At 72.4% G+C, this 15,297-nt stretch carries 10 protein-coding genes and 1 pseudogene; 7 read left to right on the plus strand and 4 right to left on the minus strand.

What is annotated here, in order from left to right:
- Positions 1–102 precede the first annotated feature (102 nt).
- The 3 genes from ACFT4A_RS19905 (at position 103) to ACFT4A_RS19915 (ending at position 3,616) form a co-directional block, all read left to right on the plus strand.
- A complete protein-coding gene (locus tag ACFT4A_RS19905; RefSeq protein WP_382831967.1) occupies positions 103–2,778 on the plus strand; it encodes a LuxR C-terminal-related transcriptional regulator in 2,676 nt (891 codons plus the stop codon).
- Positions 2,775–3,305: a hypothetical protein gene (locus tag ACFT4A_RS19910; RefSeq protein WP_382831969.1), complete on the plus strand. Its 531-nt coding sequence runs from the start codon at positions 2,775–2,777 to the stop codon at positions 3,303–3,305. The genes ACFT4A_RS19905 and ACFT4A_RS19910 overlap by 4 nt, the downstream gene beginning before the upstream one ends.
- A gap of 113 nt (positions 3,306–3,418) precedes the next feature.
- Positions 3,419–3,616: a hypothetical protein gene (locus ACFT4A_RS19915; RefSeq protein ID WP_184588589.1), complete on the plus strand. Its 198-nt coding sequence runs from the start codon at positions 3,419–3,421 to the stop codon at positions 3,614–3,616.
- An 87-nt stretch (positions 3,617–3,703) separates the two neighbouring features.
- Here the strand turns inward: ACFT4A_RS19915 and ACFT4A_RS19920 are convergent.
- Both ACFT4A_RS19920 and ACFT4A_RS19925 read right to left on the minus strand, forming a co-directional pair.
- Positions 3,704–4,093, minus strand: a pseudogene (locus tag ACFT4A_RS19920) (DUF2252 family protein); the annotation flags it as partial.
- A gap of 3 nt (positions 4,094–4,096) precedes the next feature.
- Positions 4,097–4,666 (minus strand): potassium channel family protein, encoded by a 570-nt coding sequence (locus ACFT4A_RS19925; protein WP_382831971.1) that lies wholly within the window; start codon positions 4,664–4,666, stop codon positions 4,097–4,099.
- A gap of 160 nt (positions 4,667–4,826) precedes the next feature.
- Between ACFT4A_RS19925 and ACFT4A_RS19930 the strand changes: the two genes are divergently transcribed.
- From ACFT4A_RS19930 to ACFT4A_RS19940, 3 genes are all read left to right on the plus strand, one after another.
- On the plus strand, positions 4,827–5,462 hold the full coding sequence (locus ACFT4A_RS19930; RefSeq protein ID WP_382831973.1) for an HdeD family acid-resistance protein: 636 nt from the start codon (positions 4,827–4,829) through the stop codon (positions 5,460–5,462).
- A gap of 80 nt (positions 5,463–5,542) precedes the next feature.
- A complete protein-coding gene (locus ACFT4A_RS19935; RefSeq protein WP_382831974.1) occupies positions 5,543–5,983 on the plus strand; it encodes an SHOCT domain-containing protein in 441 nt (146 codons plus the stop codon).
- A 25-nt stretch (positions 5,984–6,008) separates the two neighbouring features.
- Positions 6,009–6,458 carry a hypothetical protein gene (locus ACFT4A_RS19940; RefSeq protein ID WP_382831975.1) on the plus strand — a complete coding sequence of 150 codons (450 nt, stop codon included), beginning with the start codon at positions 6,009–6,011 and terminating at the stop codon, positions 6,456–6,458.
- Between the two features lie 589 nt (positions 6,459–7,047).
- Here ACFT4A_RS19940 and ACFT4A_RS19945 read toward each other — a convergent pair.
- Together ACFT4A_RS19945 and ACFT4A_RS19950 are read right to left on the minus strand one after the other, a co-directional pair.
- The gene (locus ACFT4A_RS19945) at positions 7,048–8,712 is read right to left on the minus strand and encodes an ATP-binding cassette domain-containing protein (protein ID WP_382831977.1); all 1,665 of its coding nucleotides are present in this window, start codon (positions 8,710–8,712) and stop codon (positions 7,048–7,050) included.
- A 237-nt stretch (positions 8,713–8,949) separates the two neighbouring features.
- A complete protein-coding gene (locus ACFT4A_RS19950; protein WP_382831979.1) occupies positions 8,950–10,995 on the minus strand; it encodes a SpoIIE family protein phosphatase in 2,046 nt (681 codons plus the stop codon).
- 364 nt (positions 10,996–11,359) lie between these two features.
- Here ACFT4A_RS19950 and ACFT4A_RS19955 point away from each other — a divergent pair, with 364 nt between their 5' ends.
- Positions 11,360–15,271 carry a glycoside hydrolase family 2 TIM barrel-domain containing protein gene (locus ACFT4A_RS19955; RefSeq protein WP_382831981.1) on the plus strand — a complete coding sequence of 1,304 codons (3,912 nt, stop codon included), beginning with the start codon at positions 11,360–11,362 and terminating at the stop codon, positions 15,269–15,271.
- The last annotated feature ends 26 nt before the right edge of the window (positions 15,272–15,297 follow it).

Raw genomic sequence — 15,297 nt, forward strand, 5'->3', positions numbered from 1 at the left:
ACGGCCCGGGGGTGGGCGTGCGCAGGGGGGTGAAGCTTGAGATCCTGGGTGGTGGTACGAGCGCTGCTTGTGATCCGTCGGACGGCGAACAAGGTGGGCTCCATGGCCGTGACCGAGGAGACCGGTGCGGAACCGGCGTCCGCGGGCGTCGATCCCACGGGCGATCCGCTGCTGCGCACCCGGTTCGCCCTGCCGACGAGGCCCGCCACTTTCCTGCGCCGCGCCCGCCTGGCCCGGCATCTCGACCAGGCTCTCGGGACACCGCTGACGATGGTCAACGGGGCCGCCGGAGCCGGCAAGACCCTCCTGGTCGCCGACTGGGCCGCCGGACTGACGGAACCGGTCGCCTGGCTCACGACCGACACCGCCGATCAGGCTCCCGGGATCTTCTGGGCGTATCTGCTGGAGGCACTGCGTGCCGCGGGCGTGCCGGTGACGGGCGACGTCGGCTGCCCGGCGGAGGCGGCCCATGTGGACCGGCGGACGCTGACCTGCCTGGCCGCCGACCTGGAGCGCCGGGACCACACCACCGTCGTCGTACTCGACGAGTTCGACCGGGTGACCTCCCCCGAGATCGCGGAGCAGTTGCAGTTCGTCCTGCACCACGCCGGACGAGGCATGCGCCTGGTCCTGGTCTCCCGCACGGAACCCCTGCTGCCGCTGCACCGTTACCGGGCGTCGGGCGAGATCACGGAGATCCGGAACGCCGAGCTGGCCTTCACCTCCGAGGAGGCCCATGAACTGCTGTCCCGGCACGGACTGCACCTGCGGGCCGGTGCCGTACAGGCCCTGGTGGAGCGGACCCAGGGCTGGGCCGCGGGGCTCCGGCTGTGTGCCCTGGCCGCCCGGCAGGGCACGGACCCCCACGCCTATCTGAAGCAGTTCGAGGCCGACCACAGCACGGTCGCCGACTTCCTGCTGGCGGAGGTGCTCGACCGGCAGACACCCGGCACCCAGGACCTGCTGCTGCGCATCAGCGTCCTGGACCGCTGCTGCCCCGACCTGGTGAACGCGCTGACGCTGCGCACCGACGCGGAGCCCATCCTGGCCGCGCTGCAGCGCGAGAACGCGTTCGTCCACTACCTCGGACACTCCTGGTACTCCCTGCACCCCCTGTTCGCGGAGATCCTCCGCGCCCACCTGAGGGAGCGCTTCCCGGGCCTGGAGCCGGAGCTGCGCAGCCGGGCCGCGCAATGGCTGCGGCGTTCCGGAGCCCTGCCCGACGCGCTCGTCCAGGGTGCCGCCGCGGACGACTGGGAGTTCACCGCCCGCGCCGTGGTCGACGATCTCGCCCTCGGGCAGCTCTTCACCGGGCTGCGCTCCGAGGAGCTGTCCGCCCTGTTCGCCCGGATGAGCCCGGAGACGACGGGACCGGCTCCCGACCTCGTGCGCGCCGCCCGCGAGCTGGGCCGGCGCGATCTCGACCACGGCCTGGCCCATCTGCGCCGGGCCGAGGAGGAACTGGGCCGGGACGGAGCCGGTGCCGCCCCGGTGCGGCTCGGCTGTGCCCTCCTGGAAGCCCTGGCGGCCCGGCTGACCGGCTCTCCCGACCGGGCGGAGCGTGCCGCCGAGCAGGCGAGGCTCCTCCGGCGGGAGGTCCCCGGGCAGCTCCTCGACGAGCACCCGGAACTCACCGCCCTCCTCCTCACCCACCTGGGCTCCGCCCGCCTGTGGGCCGGGCGCTTCGACGACGCCCGGACCGCCCTGTCGGCGGTGGCCGGAACCCCGGACGGAGCGGCCACGGCACTGCCCCGGTGGGAGGCCCTCGGCCACCTGGCACTGATCGACTACCTCAACGGCTGGCTCGGCCCGGCCGAGCACAAGGCCCTCGCGGCGGCCGGCCAGGCGGAGCGGTACAGCCTCCCGCAGCGCTCCCGGTCCGGCATCGGCCCGCTGGTCCTGGCCGCCGTCCTCATCGACCGCGACGAACTCGACGAGGCACAGGCCCTCCTCGACGAAGCCGCCGTCTCCCACCCGCTCGTCGACGACCCGGTGGTGCGGGCCGGCCGGACGCTCACCCGAGGGCGGCTGTTCCTGGCCCGAGGGGACGCCCGGGCCGCGCTGGCGGCAGCGGCGGACGCGACCGTCCCGGCGGCCGTGAGCTCCCCCTGGGCGGAGGACCACGCCGCCCTGCTCGCCTCCGCCGCCCATCTGGCCGAGGGGCATCCCGAGCAGGCCCGGCAGGCCATGGAGAAGGTGGCGCACCACCGGAGGGCGTGTGCTGTCGAGGCGGCCCGCGTCCGGCTCGCGGAGGGCCACCCCGAAGGCGCGCTCGACCTGCTCGACAGCGCCCCGGAGAACGACCGGCCCGGCCCCGCGGTGACCGTCCGCGCCACGCTGGTACGCGCCCGGGCCGCCCTCGACACCGGGGACCCCACCACCGCCCGTCGCCTGGTCGCCCGGGCACTCCTGGACGGACGGCGCGAGCGGCTGCGCCGCCCGTTCCTGGAGGCCGGCCCCTGGATCCGGCCGCTGCTGAGCACCGGCCGACCCCGGGAACTGGCCGCCGGCTGGCTCCTGCCGGGCCCCGGCCGCTACCGCGCCCCCGGGCTCGCCCCACCTGAGGAAGCCCAGGACCTCGCCGTCGAGGAGCTGAGCGCCCGCGAGCGTGACGTGGTGCGGCGCGTGGCCGAGATGATGTCGACGGAGGAGATCGCCGCGGACCTCCACGTGTCCGTGAACACCGTGAAGACCCACCTCAAGAGCATCTACCGCAAGCTCGCGGTCACCCGACGCGGCGACGCCGTCCGCCGGGCGCGCGAACGGCGGCTCCTGTGAGCGGGACCCCGACGACGAACAGTGGCCCCGCAGGGCGGGAACGGGATGCCGAGCGGCGGTCCCGTGCCGACTACACCGGCGGTGTCTACGGCTCCATGCTCGCCGCCTCCGTGGTGATCGGCGTCGGAACCCTGGGTGCGCTGCCCCGGGTGGAACTCGTGGCGCTGTTGCTGCTGACCGGTGCGGTGTTCTGGCTCGCGCACGTGCACGCGCACCTGTTCGGCGCGCGTCTGGCGCAGGGGGCCGTGGGCCACCGGGCCGTGCTGCAGGTGTGCCGCGAGGAGTGGCCGATCCTGGAGGCCGCCGTCCCGCCCGCCGCCGCCGTGGCGATCAGCCCGCTGCTGCCCCTGGACATGCCGGGCACCCTGTGGCTGGCGCTCTCCGTGGCGGTGGCGGGGCAGGTCGGCTGGTCGCTGGCCGCCGCGGCCCGGGCCGGCGCCTCGGGGAAGCAGATGGCCGTCTCCGCCTCGGTGAACCTGCTGCTCGGTCTGCTGATCATCATCCTCAAGATCGTCCTGAAGGAGTGAGGCGCGACGCAGGTTCACCTGCGCCGGGTGAGGGCGGACGGCGCGCCGGGGCGGAGCATCGCTAGGGAAGGGCGTGCACGGCCCGCCCCACGCCGCCCCCGCGGGAGCAGCTCATGCGCTACGAGATCCGTGTCGACGGACACATGTCGGAGACGCTGGCCAGGGTCTTCCCGGAGCTGGATCACGTGGTGATGTCCGGTCAGACGGTCCTGTTCGGCTCCGTCATCGACGAGGCCCACCTGTACGGACTGCTGACGCGCTTCCAGTCCCTGGGTCTCAGGGTCGTGGAGATGCGCCAGCTGCCGGAGTGAGCGTGCCGGAGGGAGCGGGGGTCACAGGGTCGCCGTGTGGACCCTGCCGGAGCGGGCGGCCGCGCCCAGCGCCGCGAAGTCGCGCCGACCGGCCAGGGTCTCGTCGAAGTCGTTGATGTCGAAGACCAGATGGCGCTCCGGCGCGGCCAGCAGCCGGAAGTTCAGCAGATGGGCGTCCCCGCACAGCTGCACCCACAGCCCGGTGTCCGGTGCGGCGCCCAGATCAGCGGCCATGATCGCCGCGGCGCCCCGGTAGAAGCGGAACGGTGACTCGAGCATGCGGCCGTAGCGGACCGGCACCAACTCCTGTACCCGGGTGGCCGACTGGCGCTCCACCACCTCGACCGGGTCGGGCCGCTCCGGCCCCGGCTCGAACCGGCTGTGGGACGAACGCGGCACCCGACTCCGCGCGCCACGGCCCGACTCCGCGCGCTCGGCCGGGGACAGGAACGTCGTGAAGGGGCTCGTTACGGTCATGGCTCAGCCCTCCGGCCGTGAGGGGAAGTCCTCCGCCGGCTCGTCGCCCCGCCGGCGCAGCCCGGCCTGGACCGCGCCGGCGAGGATCCGCGCCGCCACGCCCACCAGCAGCAGCCCGCCTGCCATCTGGAGCATCGTCAGCACCCGTCCCGTCTGGGAACGGGCCACGATGTCGCCGTATCCGACGGTGGCGAACGTGGTGAGCGTGAAATACAGGGAGTCCGTCTTGGTCAGCGGCTCGCTGAAGGAGCCCGGGGTGGAGTGCTCCAGCAGGAAGTAGGTGCACGCGAAGAGCAGGAGGAACAGGACGAGCGTGGCGGCCAGGGCCTCGACGGCCTTCAGCCGGGGGAAGGGCGAGTGGGTGATGGCCTGCACCTCCCACCAGAAGACCAGGACGACGAGCACCAGGCCGCAGACGAGAAGGGCCGAAGTGCCGCCCGTGCTGCGCCCGTCCAGGGGCAGCACGTAGTAGACGGTGATGAGGCCGGTCGCGATGAGCGCCGCGCGTACCAGGACGGCGGCCCTCGCGCGCCGCCTCCGGCCCTCGGGCCGGGCGGCCTCTGGATCGTTCATCTCATGTCTCTCGATCCTGTCGGGTGCGCTCTCCAGCTCACCGCCATGGCGCCGGGTACGGATCACCCGCGGCGGGTGACCCGGCGGGCGGCGGGGCGCGGGAGGCTGGCCGCGTCGCCGATGCAGCGGGGACGACCCGCCCGCAGATGTGGAGGGAGCCATGACGATGCCGTCCGGTCAGGCGCCGCCCGCCGGGGCGGAGCCCGGGCCCGGGGGAACGGCGCCGGATCCCGCGCAGCTGCTGGCGGCCCTGGGGCGCTCCTGGAAGTGGATCCTCGCCTCGGCCGTCGCGACCCTCGTGCCGGGCATCCTGGTCCTGGTCTGGCCGGAGGCGACCCTGCACGTCGTCGCGGCCCTGGTCGGCCTGTATCTGCTGGCGGCCGGAGCGTTCCGCTTCGTGGAGACCTTCGCCCGGCAGGAACAGGGCCACCGTCTGCCCAGCCTGCTCCTGGCCGTGCTGTGCGTCCTGGCCGGGGTGCTGTGCCTGAGGAACCCACTGCAGACCGTCACCGCGCTGTCACTGATCGTCGGGCTGGTCTGGCTGGTGTCCGGCATGCTCACCCTGTACACGGCCCTCGCCGCCCGGGACCTGCCGCACCGCGGTTTCGTCCTCGGCGTGGCCGTGCTGGGCATCGTCGCGGGCGTCGTGGTGCTGGCCATGCCCGCGGAGTCGGCCCGTGCGCTGACCCGGCTGCTCGGTCTGTGGCTCGTGCTGCTCGGGCTGGCCGAGGCGGGGCTCGCCTTCGCCTGGCGGGCGGCGCTCCGGAGGACCGGCACGCTCACCCGTCCCGGGTGAGGCAGCCCCGTCCCGGACATGGGCACGCTGAGAACGGCACGGAACGGCTGCCGGGCGTGCGCCCGGGACGGAGGAGTGACATGAGTGCGCAGACCTACCTGGCGTACGACTTTCCGTTGTTGAGCGCCTTCTGGGCGATGCTGTGGTTCTTCCTGTGGATCATGTGGTTCGTGCTGCTCTTCCGGGTCGTCTTCGACATCTTCCGTGACGACGAACTGAGCGGTTGGGCCAAGACCGGCTGGCTGGTGTTCTGCATCGTGCTGCCGTTCCTCGGTGTGTTCGTCTACGTCATCGCGCGCGGCAAGAACATGGGCCGCCGGGAGGTGTCCCAGGCCCGCGCGCAGCAGGAGGCCTTCGACAGCTACATACGGGAGACAGCCAAGGGCGGCGAGGGACGGGGGAGCAGCGTCGACGAACTCGTCAGGCTGTCCGAGATCCGCGCCCGCGGCGACATCACGGACGACGAGTTCCGCAGGGCGAAGGAGCTGGTCCTGAGCGGCTCCGGCCCGTCGGAACCCTAGCCCCCGACAGAAACGAGGCAGCAGGATGACCGCCACACACCCTACGCACACGCGCTCGACGGCGAAACGTGAATGGGCCGTCGGTCTGATGGTCTTCGCGGCCGTCATGCTCATGATCGGTGGGATCCTGGGCATCATGCGCGGGATCGCGGCGATCGCCGAGGACGAGGTGTTCCTCTCGACCCCCAACTACGTCTTCGCGTTCGACCTCACGAGCTGGGGCTGGATCCACCTGGTCCTGGGCGCGGTCGCCGTACTCGTCAGCATGGGGCTGTTCCAGGCGTCGACGTGGGCACGCGTCGCCGGCGTGGGCATCGCCGGACTCATCATCGTCGCCAACTTCCTCTCCCTGCCGTCCTATCCGGTCTGGTCGGTCGTGATGATCGCCATCTCCGGGTTCATCATCTGGGCCCTGTGCACGGTGAAGAAGGACGACGCCTGGGAGCCGCTCGAACAGACCCCGAGCAATCCGTGAGTCCCCTTTTGGCGCCCCGGGCCGCCGGCTGAGCCCTCGCCCGGGTGCCGGCCTCGCACGCGCTCCGGGCGGGTGATCGGCCCGCCCGGGTGCGTTGGCTCGCGCGGTGCGGCTTGGTGCTCCGGCAGGCGGACCCGCTCGGGCGTACCGGCCGCGCCGGGCTGCTGGGGGCACACGGGATCCGCCCGGGCGGGCTGACGCACCTGCCCGGCCACACTGGCGGTGGGCGGTCCTGCGCGTCCGGCGCGTTCGTTGGTGCCGTGCGGCTTGTGCTTCGGCAGGTGGACGGGCCTGGGCAGGCGGACCCGCTCAGGTGTACCGGCCGCCGGGCCCGCTTGCACCCGGGCGGCCTCGCCGGCGCTTGGGCTGGGCGAATCGGGCTTGTGCGGGTGCGTGCGCTCGCGCGGTGCGGCTTGGCGCTCCGGCTGGCCGACGGGCCTGAGCAGGCGGGCCTGCTCGGGGAGCCCCGCCTGGGCATGCGGAGCCGCTCGGGCGTACGGGCCGCGCCTGCCCGCTCGGAGCCGCTCGGGCGTACCGCCGCCCCGCGCCGCGCCCGGGCGCACACGCCGCGCCCGCCCGACGCCAGGCGTCAGAGGGTCGTCGTACCCACCCCCGTCTCCGCCGACCGCCGCCGCGAGAGCGCGACGCGTGGCCACGTCGCGATGTCGCGTTGCAGTTGGCGGTCGTGGGTGGCCAGGACGATGGCCGCAGGTGTGGAGTGGAGCGCTTCGGTGAGTTCGTCGACCAGGGCGATGGACAGATGGTTGGTGGGCTCGTCCAGGAGCAGGATGTGGGGGCGGGACGCGAGGGTCAGGGCCAGGTCGAGGCGGCGTTGCTGGCCCGTCGACAGTTCGGCCACCGGCTTGTCGGTGTCGCGTGAGGCGAGCAGGCCCAGCGAGCCGAGCCCCACCACCTCGCCCTCCTTCAGCACGCCCGCCGTGACGAGCCCGGCGGTGTGCGCCTCGTAGAGGTCACGGGCCCGCCGGTGCGTCGCCCGCGGCGACTCCTGCCCGAGCAGCCGCAGCCGCACCCTGCGTGCCCGGTGCACCCGGCCCGAGCCGGGGGCCAGCCGCCCGGCCAGGACGGACAGGAGCGTGGACTTGCCCGCCCCGTTCGGACCGGTGACGGCCAGCCGGTCGCCGGACGTCACCGACAGGCTCGTCGCGTGGTGCAGCCGCCCGTCGACCGTCACGTCGTCCACCCGCAGCAGGACGACCCCCGGCCGCTCGGGCAGCTCGGGCAGCGAGAAACGCTGGGGCGGCACCGGCGCGGTCACCTTGTGCCGGTCCAGATCGTCCTGGCGCCGGTGGACGGAACGCACCAGCGCACCGGCCCGGGTCGCGCGCTGATGCTTGCCGGTGCCCTTGTCCGGGCGCCAGCCGGTGCTCAGCCGGTTCTGCGCCTCGGACAGGGCCTGCTTCAGACGGACGTGCTCGGTCTGCTGCTGCTCGTACTCCTCCTCCCACCGGACCAGTTCGGCCTCCCGCCCCTCCCGATAGCCGGCGTAGCCGCCGCCGTACACGCCCGGCCGTCCGTCCCGGGTGGGGTCGAGATCGAGGACCGTGGTGGCCACGTCCGCGAGAAGAGCCCGGTCGTGGCTGACCACCACGACGCCGCCGGCATGCGCGCGCAGCCTGGCGGTGAGGTACTCGAGCCCCGCCAGGTCCAGGTGGTTGGTGGGCTCGTCCAGGAGCAGGAAGTCGTACTCGGCCCCCAGCAGACAGGCCAGCCGGATCCGGTAGCGCTGGCCGACGGACAGGGTGGCCAGCGGACGGGCCCGGTCACCGACCGCACCGAGTCCGTCCAAGGCGACGTCCACCCGCCGGTCGGCGTCCCAGGCGTCCAGCGCCTGCGCCACCTCCAGGGCATCGGCGTAGGCCCCTTCGGCACCGGGGCGTTCCGCCGCGAGCGCGTCCGCCGCGGCGTCCAGTTCCCGCAGGGCCGCACGGGCGTCGGCCAGCTGCGCGTCGATGAAGTCGCCGACCGTGCGCTCGTCCTCGGCCGGCATGTCCTGCTCGGCCAGGGCGAGAGTGCCCACGCGGTGCACGGTCCCCTCGTCCGGGGCCAGGAGGCCGGCCAGGACGTGCAGCAGGGTCGACTTGCCGCGGCCGTTCTCGCCGACGACGCCCCAGCGCGACCTGGGGGAGACCTTCAGGTCGACGTCGTGCAGCACGGTGCGGCCGCCGCGCTCGACGCGGATTCCGGCGCAGGTCAGCTGGGCCCGGTCGCGGGCAGGCAGAACAAGGGTGGTCACGTTCTCTTCCTCCGTGAGGAGGCACACTTCACCCCCGGCAAGGGCGGGGATGCGAGCGGGCCATCGGATCCGACGGACGGCCGGGCCCGGAACAGGGCGGACCGTGGGCGACGTCGCGGCTCTCAGCGCCCCGGGCGGGGCGGAGCCGGTGGCCCGGATCAGATGTAGAAGACGTAACTCACACAAACATGCTAACAAGTTGCCGCCGCTCAGGCCCGAGAATTACGGCCCGAGCGCTCAGACGCGCGTGCGCACCAGCAGCAGCGCCACATCGTCGTCGGGCTCCGGGCTCAGCGCGCTGAGAAGGCTGTCGCTGGTCCGCTGCAGGTTGGGACCCGCGTTCCCCAGGAGGTGGGTCAGGGTGCTGAGCCCGGTGTCGATCGGCTCCCCGCGGTTCTCGACCAGCCCGTCCGTGTACAGGGCGAGCAGCGAGCCCGGGGGAAGCTCCACCTCCACGGTGCCGAACTCCACGCCCCCCACCCCGAGCGGTACGCCGCCGGGCACGTCGACGAGCTTCGCGCTGCCGTCCGCCCCGGCGAGCACCGGCGGCAGATGCCCCGCGCTGGACAGGGCACAGGTGCCGCGCCGCAGGTCGCACACGGCGTACACGCACGTGGCGATCGCGTCGCCGAGCGAGCCGGCGATGTCGTCGAGATGCCGCAGCAACTCGGCGGGCGGCAGGTCCAGCCGGGCCAGCGCCCGTGTCGCCGTGCTGAGCTGCCCCATGATCGCCGCGGCCTGGACGCCCTTGCCCATGACGTCCCCCACGACGAGCGCGGTGCGCCCCGGGCCCAGTGGCAGTACGTCGTACCAGTCGCCGCCGACCTCGCTGAGGGCCGGCCGGTAGCGGGCGGCGATGTCGAGCCCCTCCTGCTCGGCGGGCGCGGCGGGGAGCAGGCTGCGCTGGAGAGTCAGGGCGGTGCCGCGCTCACGTCCGTAGAGGCGGGCGTTGTCGATGCAGATGGCAGCGCGCGCGGCCAGCTCGGAGGCGAGTACTCGGTCCCGGTCGTCGAAGGGGCGTTCGTCGACCGTGCGGTACAGGGTGAGCGTGCCGAGCACCTTGCCCCGGGCCATCAGCGGCACCGCCAGATAGGAGTGCGCGCCGGCCTCGTGCAGGGTCTGGGCGGCCCGCGCGTCCCGGGCGATGCGCCGCATCATCTTCGGGTCCACGCGCTCGACCAGGACGGGACGGGCATTGCGGACGCACTGCGTGATGATCCGTGACGAGCCGTAGGTGGCGAGCTCGCCGACCGGGTCGGCGGCGTGGATGGCGTCGGTGGGGTAGCCGGCCGCGACGGCCAGCGCTCTGAACTCGGCGGGCGCGCCGCCCGACACCGGCGCGATGGTGCCGTGGGCCACGACGGATTCCAGCACGTCCACGGCGGCCAGGTCCGCGAGGTGCGACACCACCACGTCGGCCAGTTCCCGGGCGGTCTGCTGGAGGTCCAGCGTGGTGCCGATCCGCACCCCGGCGTCGGCGATCACCGACAGATGCTGGCGGGCCTGGGCGACCTCGGCCGCGGCCTGCTGGCGCTCGGTGACGTCCAGGACGGCCATCGCGAGGCCCAGCACCCGCCCCTCGGTGTCCTCGATGCGGTGGTACGACTCCGAGTACGCGCGGTCCTGGACGTCCGCCGCCGTACGGCCGATGGTCTGCTGGTCGAGCAGGGGTCTGCCGGTCTCCAGGACGTGCCGCATCCGGTCCTCGATGGCCTCCACGTCCAGGTCGGGCAGCACCTCGCCGACCCGGCGCCCCAGCACGGCCTCCTCGGGCACGCCGTTCATCCGCTCCAGCGCGGGATTGACCCCGACCCAGCGCAGGTCGTTGTCGAAGACGGCGATGCCGAGCGGGGTCTGGTTGACCAGGCTGTGCGAGAGGGCGAGGTCCCGCTCCACGATCCGTACGGTCGTCGCGTCCGTGGCGAGGCCCAGCAGATGGGGCTGTCCCTCGGGGTCGAGGAGACGCATCGTGCGGAACTCCACGGCGCGGTCCGTGCCGTCCTTGTGCCGCAGCGGGAAGACACCGGCCCAGCGGGCCCCCGAGCTGACCTGGGCGAACAGCTCCCTGCCCCGGGCTCGGTTCTCGGGCGCGACCAGGAGCGTGTCGGCGCGTTGGCGCAGGGCCTCCGCCGGGGTGTAGCCGAGCAGCTGCTCGATCTCGGGGCTCCACAGGGCGATGTGCCCGCCCGCGTCCAGGACCACGGCCGCGACCTTCAGCAGGTCCAGCAGCCCGCCGGGCGCGGCCGTGACGGAGTCGCGATCCGAGGTCGCATACCCGTTCATGCGAGCCGCTCCTTCCGGCGCGGCAAAAGGTCCGGCCAAGATCCGTTGCGCAGGCTGTCCGATGAGGTCACAGTACGTTCGGTGAAGCGACAATGTCGCGCCGAAATGACAAAAATTCGCGGGTGAGCCGGCTGTGCCGCTCGCCTTCCACGGAGGCTGAACCACCAGGACCGCACAAAGTCCGACGGGGTCATTGATTCGATTGTGTGCGAGTCCTAGGGTGTGCCTGCTCAGCAGTTGCTCCGTCACCGTCAGTTGACACGCATCCCAACAGAAACACCCATCAAGGATGTGCAGTTGAGGATCGCGTCTGACGTGCCCTCAGTCCGTGCAGCACCCTGTCGAACCGAGGAAGGCCACGGTCATGCCGCACCCGCACCCGCACCCGCACCCGCTCCCGTCTCCCGCCGACCGCCCCGTAGTCAGCCGCCGACGTCTGCTCGAAGGGGGCGCCGCCGTGCTCGGCGCGCTCGCCCTCTCGGCGTCGCCCACCGCAGCGCACGCGGCCGCCCGGCGCCCGGCGGCGGACGGCCCTCCGGAGTGGAACGACGGACTGGCCGTGTACCGGGTGGGCACCGAGCCACCGCACACCACGCTCATGCCGTACGCGGACCTCGGACAGGCGCTGGACGCCGACCGCACGCGCTCGCCGTACCGGCAGAGCCTCGACGGCAAGTGGAAGTTCGCCTACGCCGACCGGCCCGACGACCGGGACACCGACTTCTACCGCACCGACGTCGACGACTCCGGCTGGGACACCATCCCCGTGCCCTCGGCCTGGCAGTTGCAGGGCTACGACTTCCCGATCTACATCAACATCACCTACCCCTGGTGGGGCCCCAACGGCGGCGGCGAGGACGCGCAGCCGCCGGCCGCCCCGACCCGCTACAACCCCGTCGGCCAGTACCGCCGTACGTTCACCGTGCCGAGGAACTGGTCGGGCCGGCGCACCTTCCTGCACTTCGAGGGCGTCAAGTCCGCCCACTACGTGTGGATCAACGGCGAGTTGGCCGGCTACCACGAGGACTCCTACACCTCCGCCGAGTACGACATCACCCCCCACCTCAAGCCGGGCACCAACCAGATCGCCGTCGAGGTGTACCGCTACTCCGACGCCGAGTGGCTCGAGGACCAGGACATGATCCGGCTGAGCGGCATCTTCCGCTCGGTCCACCTGTACTCCACGCCCTCCGTGCATCTGCGCGACTTCAAACTGGACACCCCGCTCGGCGACGACTACGCCTCCGCCGACCTCGAGGTCACCGCGCACGTCCGCGACTACGGCGGCCAGGGCGCGGGCCGCTACACCGTCGAGACCCAGCTCTACGACGCGCGCGGCCACGCCGTCTGGTCCCGGCCGCTCCAGCAGTCCGTCGACGTCCCGGCCGGCGACGAGGCCACCGCCGAGGCGTCCAGAGCCGTCCCCTCGCCGAAACTCTGGTCGGCCGAGCACCCGAACCTCTACACCGCCGTGCTGCGGCTGCGCGACCCGGCCGGCAAGGTCGTCGAGACGCTCTCGCACCGGGTCGGCTTCCGCGAATTCGCGCTCAAGGACGGCCTGATGCGCATCAACGGCAAGCCGGTGTCCTTCCGCGGCACCAACCGGCACGAGATGCACCCCGTCACCGGCTCGGCGCTCACACGGGCCCAGATGATCGAGGACATCGAGATCATCAAGCGCCTCAACATCAACAGCGTCCGCACCTCGCACTACCCCAACAGCCCGCTGTGGCTGGAACTCGCCGACGAGTACGGCCTGTACCTCGTGGACGAGACCAACCTCGAAACCCACGGGATCCGCGACAAGTTCCCCGGCAGCGGCCACCCCGAGTGGACCGAGGCGTGCGTGGTCCGCGCCCAGAACATGGTCCACCGCGACAAGAACCACGCCTCGGTGGTCATCTGGTCCCTCGGCAACGAGGCGGGCGGCGGCACCACCTTCAACGCCATGTACGACTGGATCCGCGGCTACGACCCCACCCGCGTCATCCAGTACGAGGGCGACGACCGCCCGGGCATCAGCGACATCCGCTCCGAGATGTACGACAGCCCGCAGCGGGTCGAGCAGCGCGCCAAGGACACGAACGACAAACGGCCGTACGTGATGGTCGAGTACTCCCACGGCATGGGGAACTCCAACGGCAACTTCAAGAAGTACTGGGACATCGTCCGCCGCTACGACGTCCTCCAGGGCGGCTGGATCTGGGACTTCGTCGACCAGGCCCTGCGCTGGCCCACCCCCACCCGCAAGCTGCTCACCGAGTCCGGCCCGGGCGCCCTGCGCGGCGAGGTCATCGCGTCCGCCGGCACCTTCGACCGTGCCAAGGGCGTCTCCGGCGGCACCGTCTTCCCCCGCGACGCCCGCCTCGACCTCACCGGCTCCCTCACGCTGGAGGCCTGGGTCACCCCGCGCGTGACCGGCTTCCACCAGCCCATCATCGCCAAGGGCGACACCCAGTACGCCCTCAAACAGTCCGACAAGACACTGGAGTTCTTCATCCACGGCGGCGGTCAGTGGGTCACCGCGAGCTGGGCGCTGCCCGACGACTGGACGGGCAGGGAGCACCATGTCGCCGGTGTCTTCGACGCGGACGCGGGGACGCTCACCCTGTACGTCGACGGCTCGGTGCGCGGCACCCGCACGACCACCCGGCGCCCCGCCGACAACACGGCCTCCCTGGCGCTCGCCACCGACGTCGACAACCCGACCCGGGAGTTCAGCGGCACCATCCGGCGCGCCCGCGTGTACGCCCGCCCGCTGAGCGCGGCGGAGCTGGCCTCGGACGACCGGGGCCCGGACGACGAGGGCGTACGGTTCTGGTTCGACGCCGCCACCGTCGGGCTCACCGAGAAGCGCCCGCGCGACAAGACCTTCTACGCCTACGGCGGCGACTGGGGCGACAACCCCAACGACGGCGCCTTCTCCGGCGACGGCATCGTCACCGCCGACCGCGGCCACACGGGCAAGTCCGCCGAGGTCAAGCAGATCTACCAGGCGATCAACGCGACCGCCCTGACCTCCGGCGGCCCCGGCGCCGTCAAGCTCACCAACGAGTATCTCTTCACCAACCTCCGTGAGTTCGACGGCCGTTGGTCCCTCGTCGCCGACGGCAAGGTCGTCCAGCGCGGCCGGCTCACCCGCGACCAGCTCGATGTGGCGCCGCTGAGCAGCAAGGACATCAAGGTGCCGGTACGGCTGCCGGCGAAGCCCGAGCCGGGCACGGAGTACTTCCTCCAGCTCTCCTTCACCACCAAGGAGCCCGCCAAGTGGGCCAAGGCGGGCTTCGAGGTGGCCAAGCAGCAACTGGCCCTCGACGCGGGCAGCCCGGCGGTGAAACCGGCGCCGCTCGGCAGCGTTCCCACCCTGCGTCACACGGACGGGGACAAGACCCTCTCGGTCAAGGGCAAGAACTTCTCGGTCACGTTCGACAAGAGCACCGGCACCATCACGTCGTACGAGGCCGCAGGCACGCCTCTGATCACCTCCGGCCCCGTCCCGAACTTCTGGCGGGCGCCCACCGACAACGACCGGGGCAACGGCCACCACACCCGCAACCAGATGTGGCGCGACGCCGGAGCGAAGCGGAAGGTGACGGACGTGCGGGTGCGCCCCCTGGGCGACCGGGCCGTCGAGGTCACGGTCACCGGCACGCTCCCCACCGGCACCGAGTCCACGTACTCCACCACCTACACGGTCTTCGGCAACGGCGAGATCAAGGTCGACAACACCCTGCACCCGGGCGCCTCGAACCTGCCGTACATCCCCGAGGTCGGCACCCTGCTGTTCCTGCCGCGCCGCCTGGACCGGCTGCACTACTACGGCCGCGGCCCCGAGGAGAACATGTGGGACCGCAACAACAGCACCGACGTGGGCCTGTACTCCGGCACCGTCTCCGGGCAGTGGACCTCCTATCTGCGCCCCCAGGAGAACGGCAACAAGACCGACGTCCGCTGGGCCGCGCTGACGGACGGCGCCGGACGCGGACTGCTGGTCTCCGCCGAGCCGCTGATCGAGGTCAACGCCTCACGCTTCACCCCGGAGGACCTGTCGGTCGGCGCGCGCCACGACTACCAGCTCACCCCGCGGGACGCGGTGGTCCTGCGGATCAACCACCGCCAGATGGGTGTCGGCGGTGACAACAGCTGGGGCGCGCACACCCACGACGAGTTCAAGCTGCCCGCGGGCCGCGACTACGCGTTCACCTACCGGCTGCGTCCGCTGACGCGCGTGAGCGAGGCGATGGAGGCCGCACGCCGGCCCACGGCGGCCGAATAGCACGAACGGAGGGACGGCGGCGCCGC

Origin of the sequence: Streptomyces sp. NPDC057099 (assembly GCF_042671245.1) — a bacterium.
Taxonomy (GTDB): domain Bacteria; phylum Actinomycetota; class Actinomycetes; order Streptomycetales; family Streptomycetaceae; genus Streptomyces; species Streptomyces purpurascens.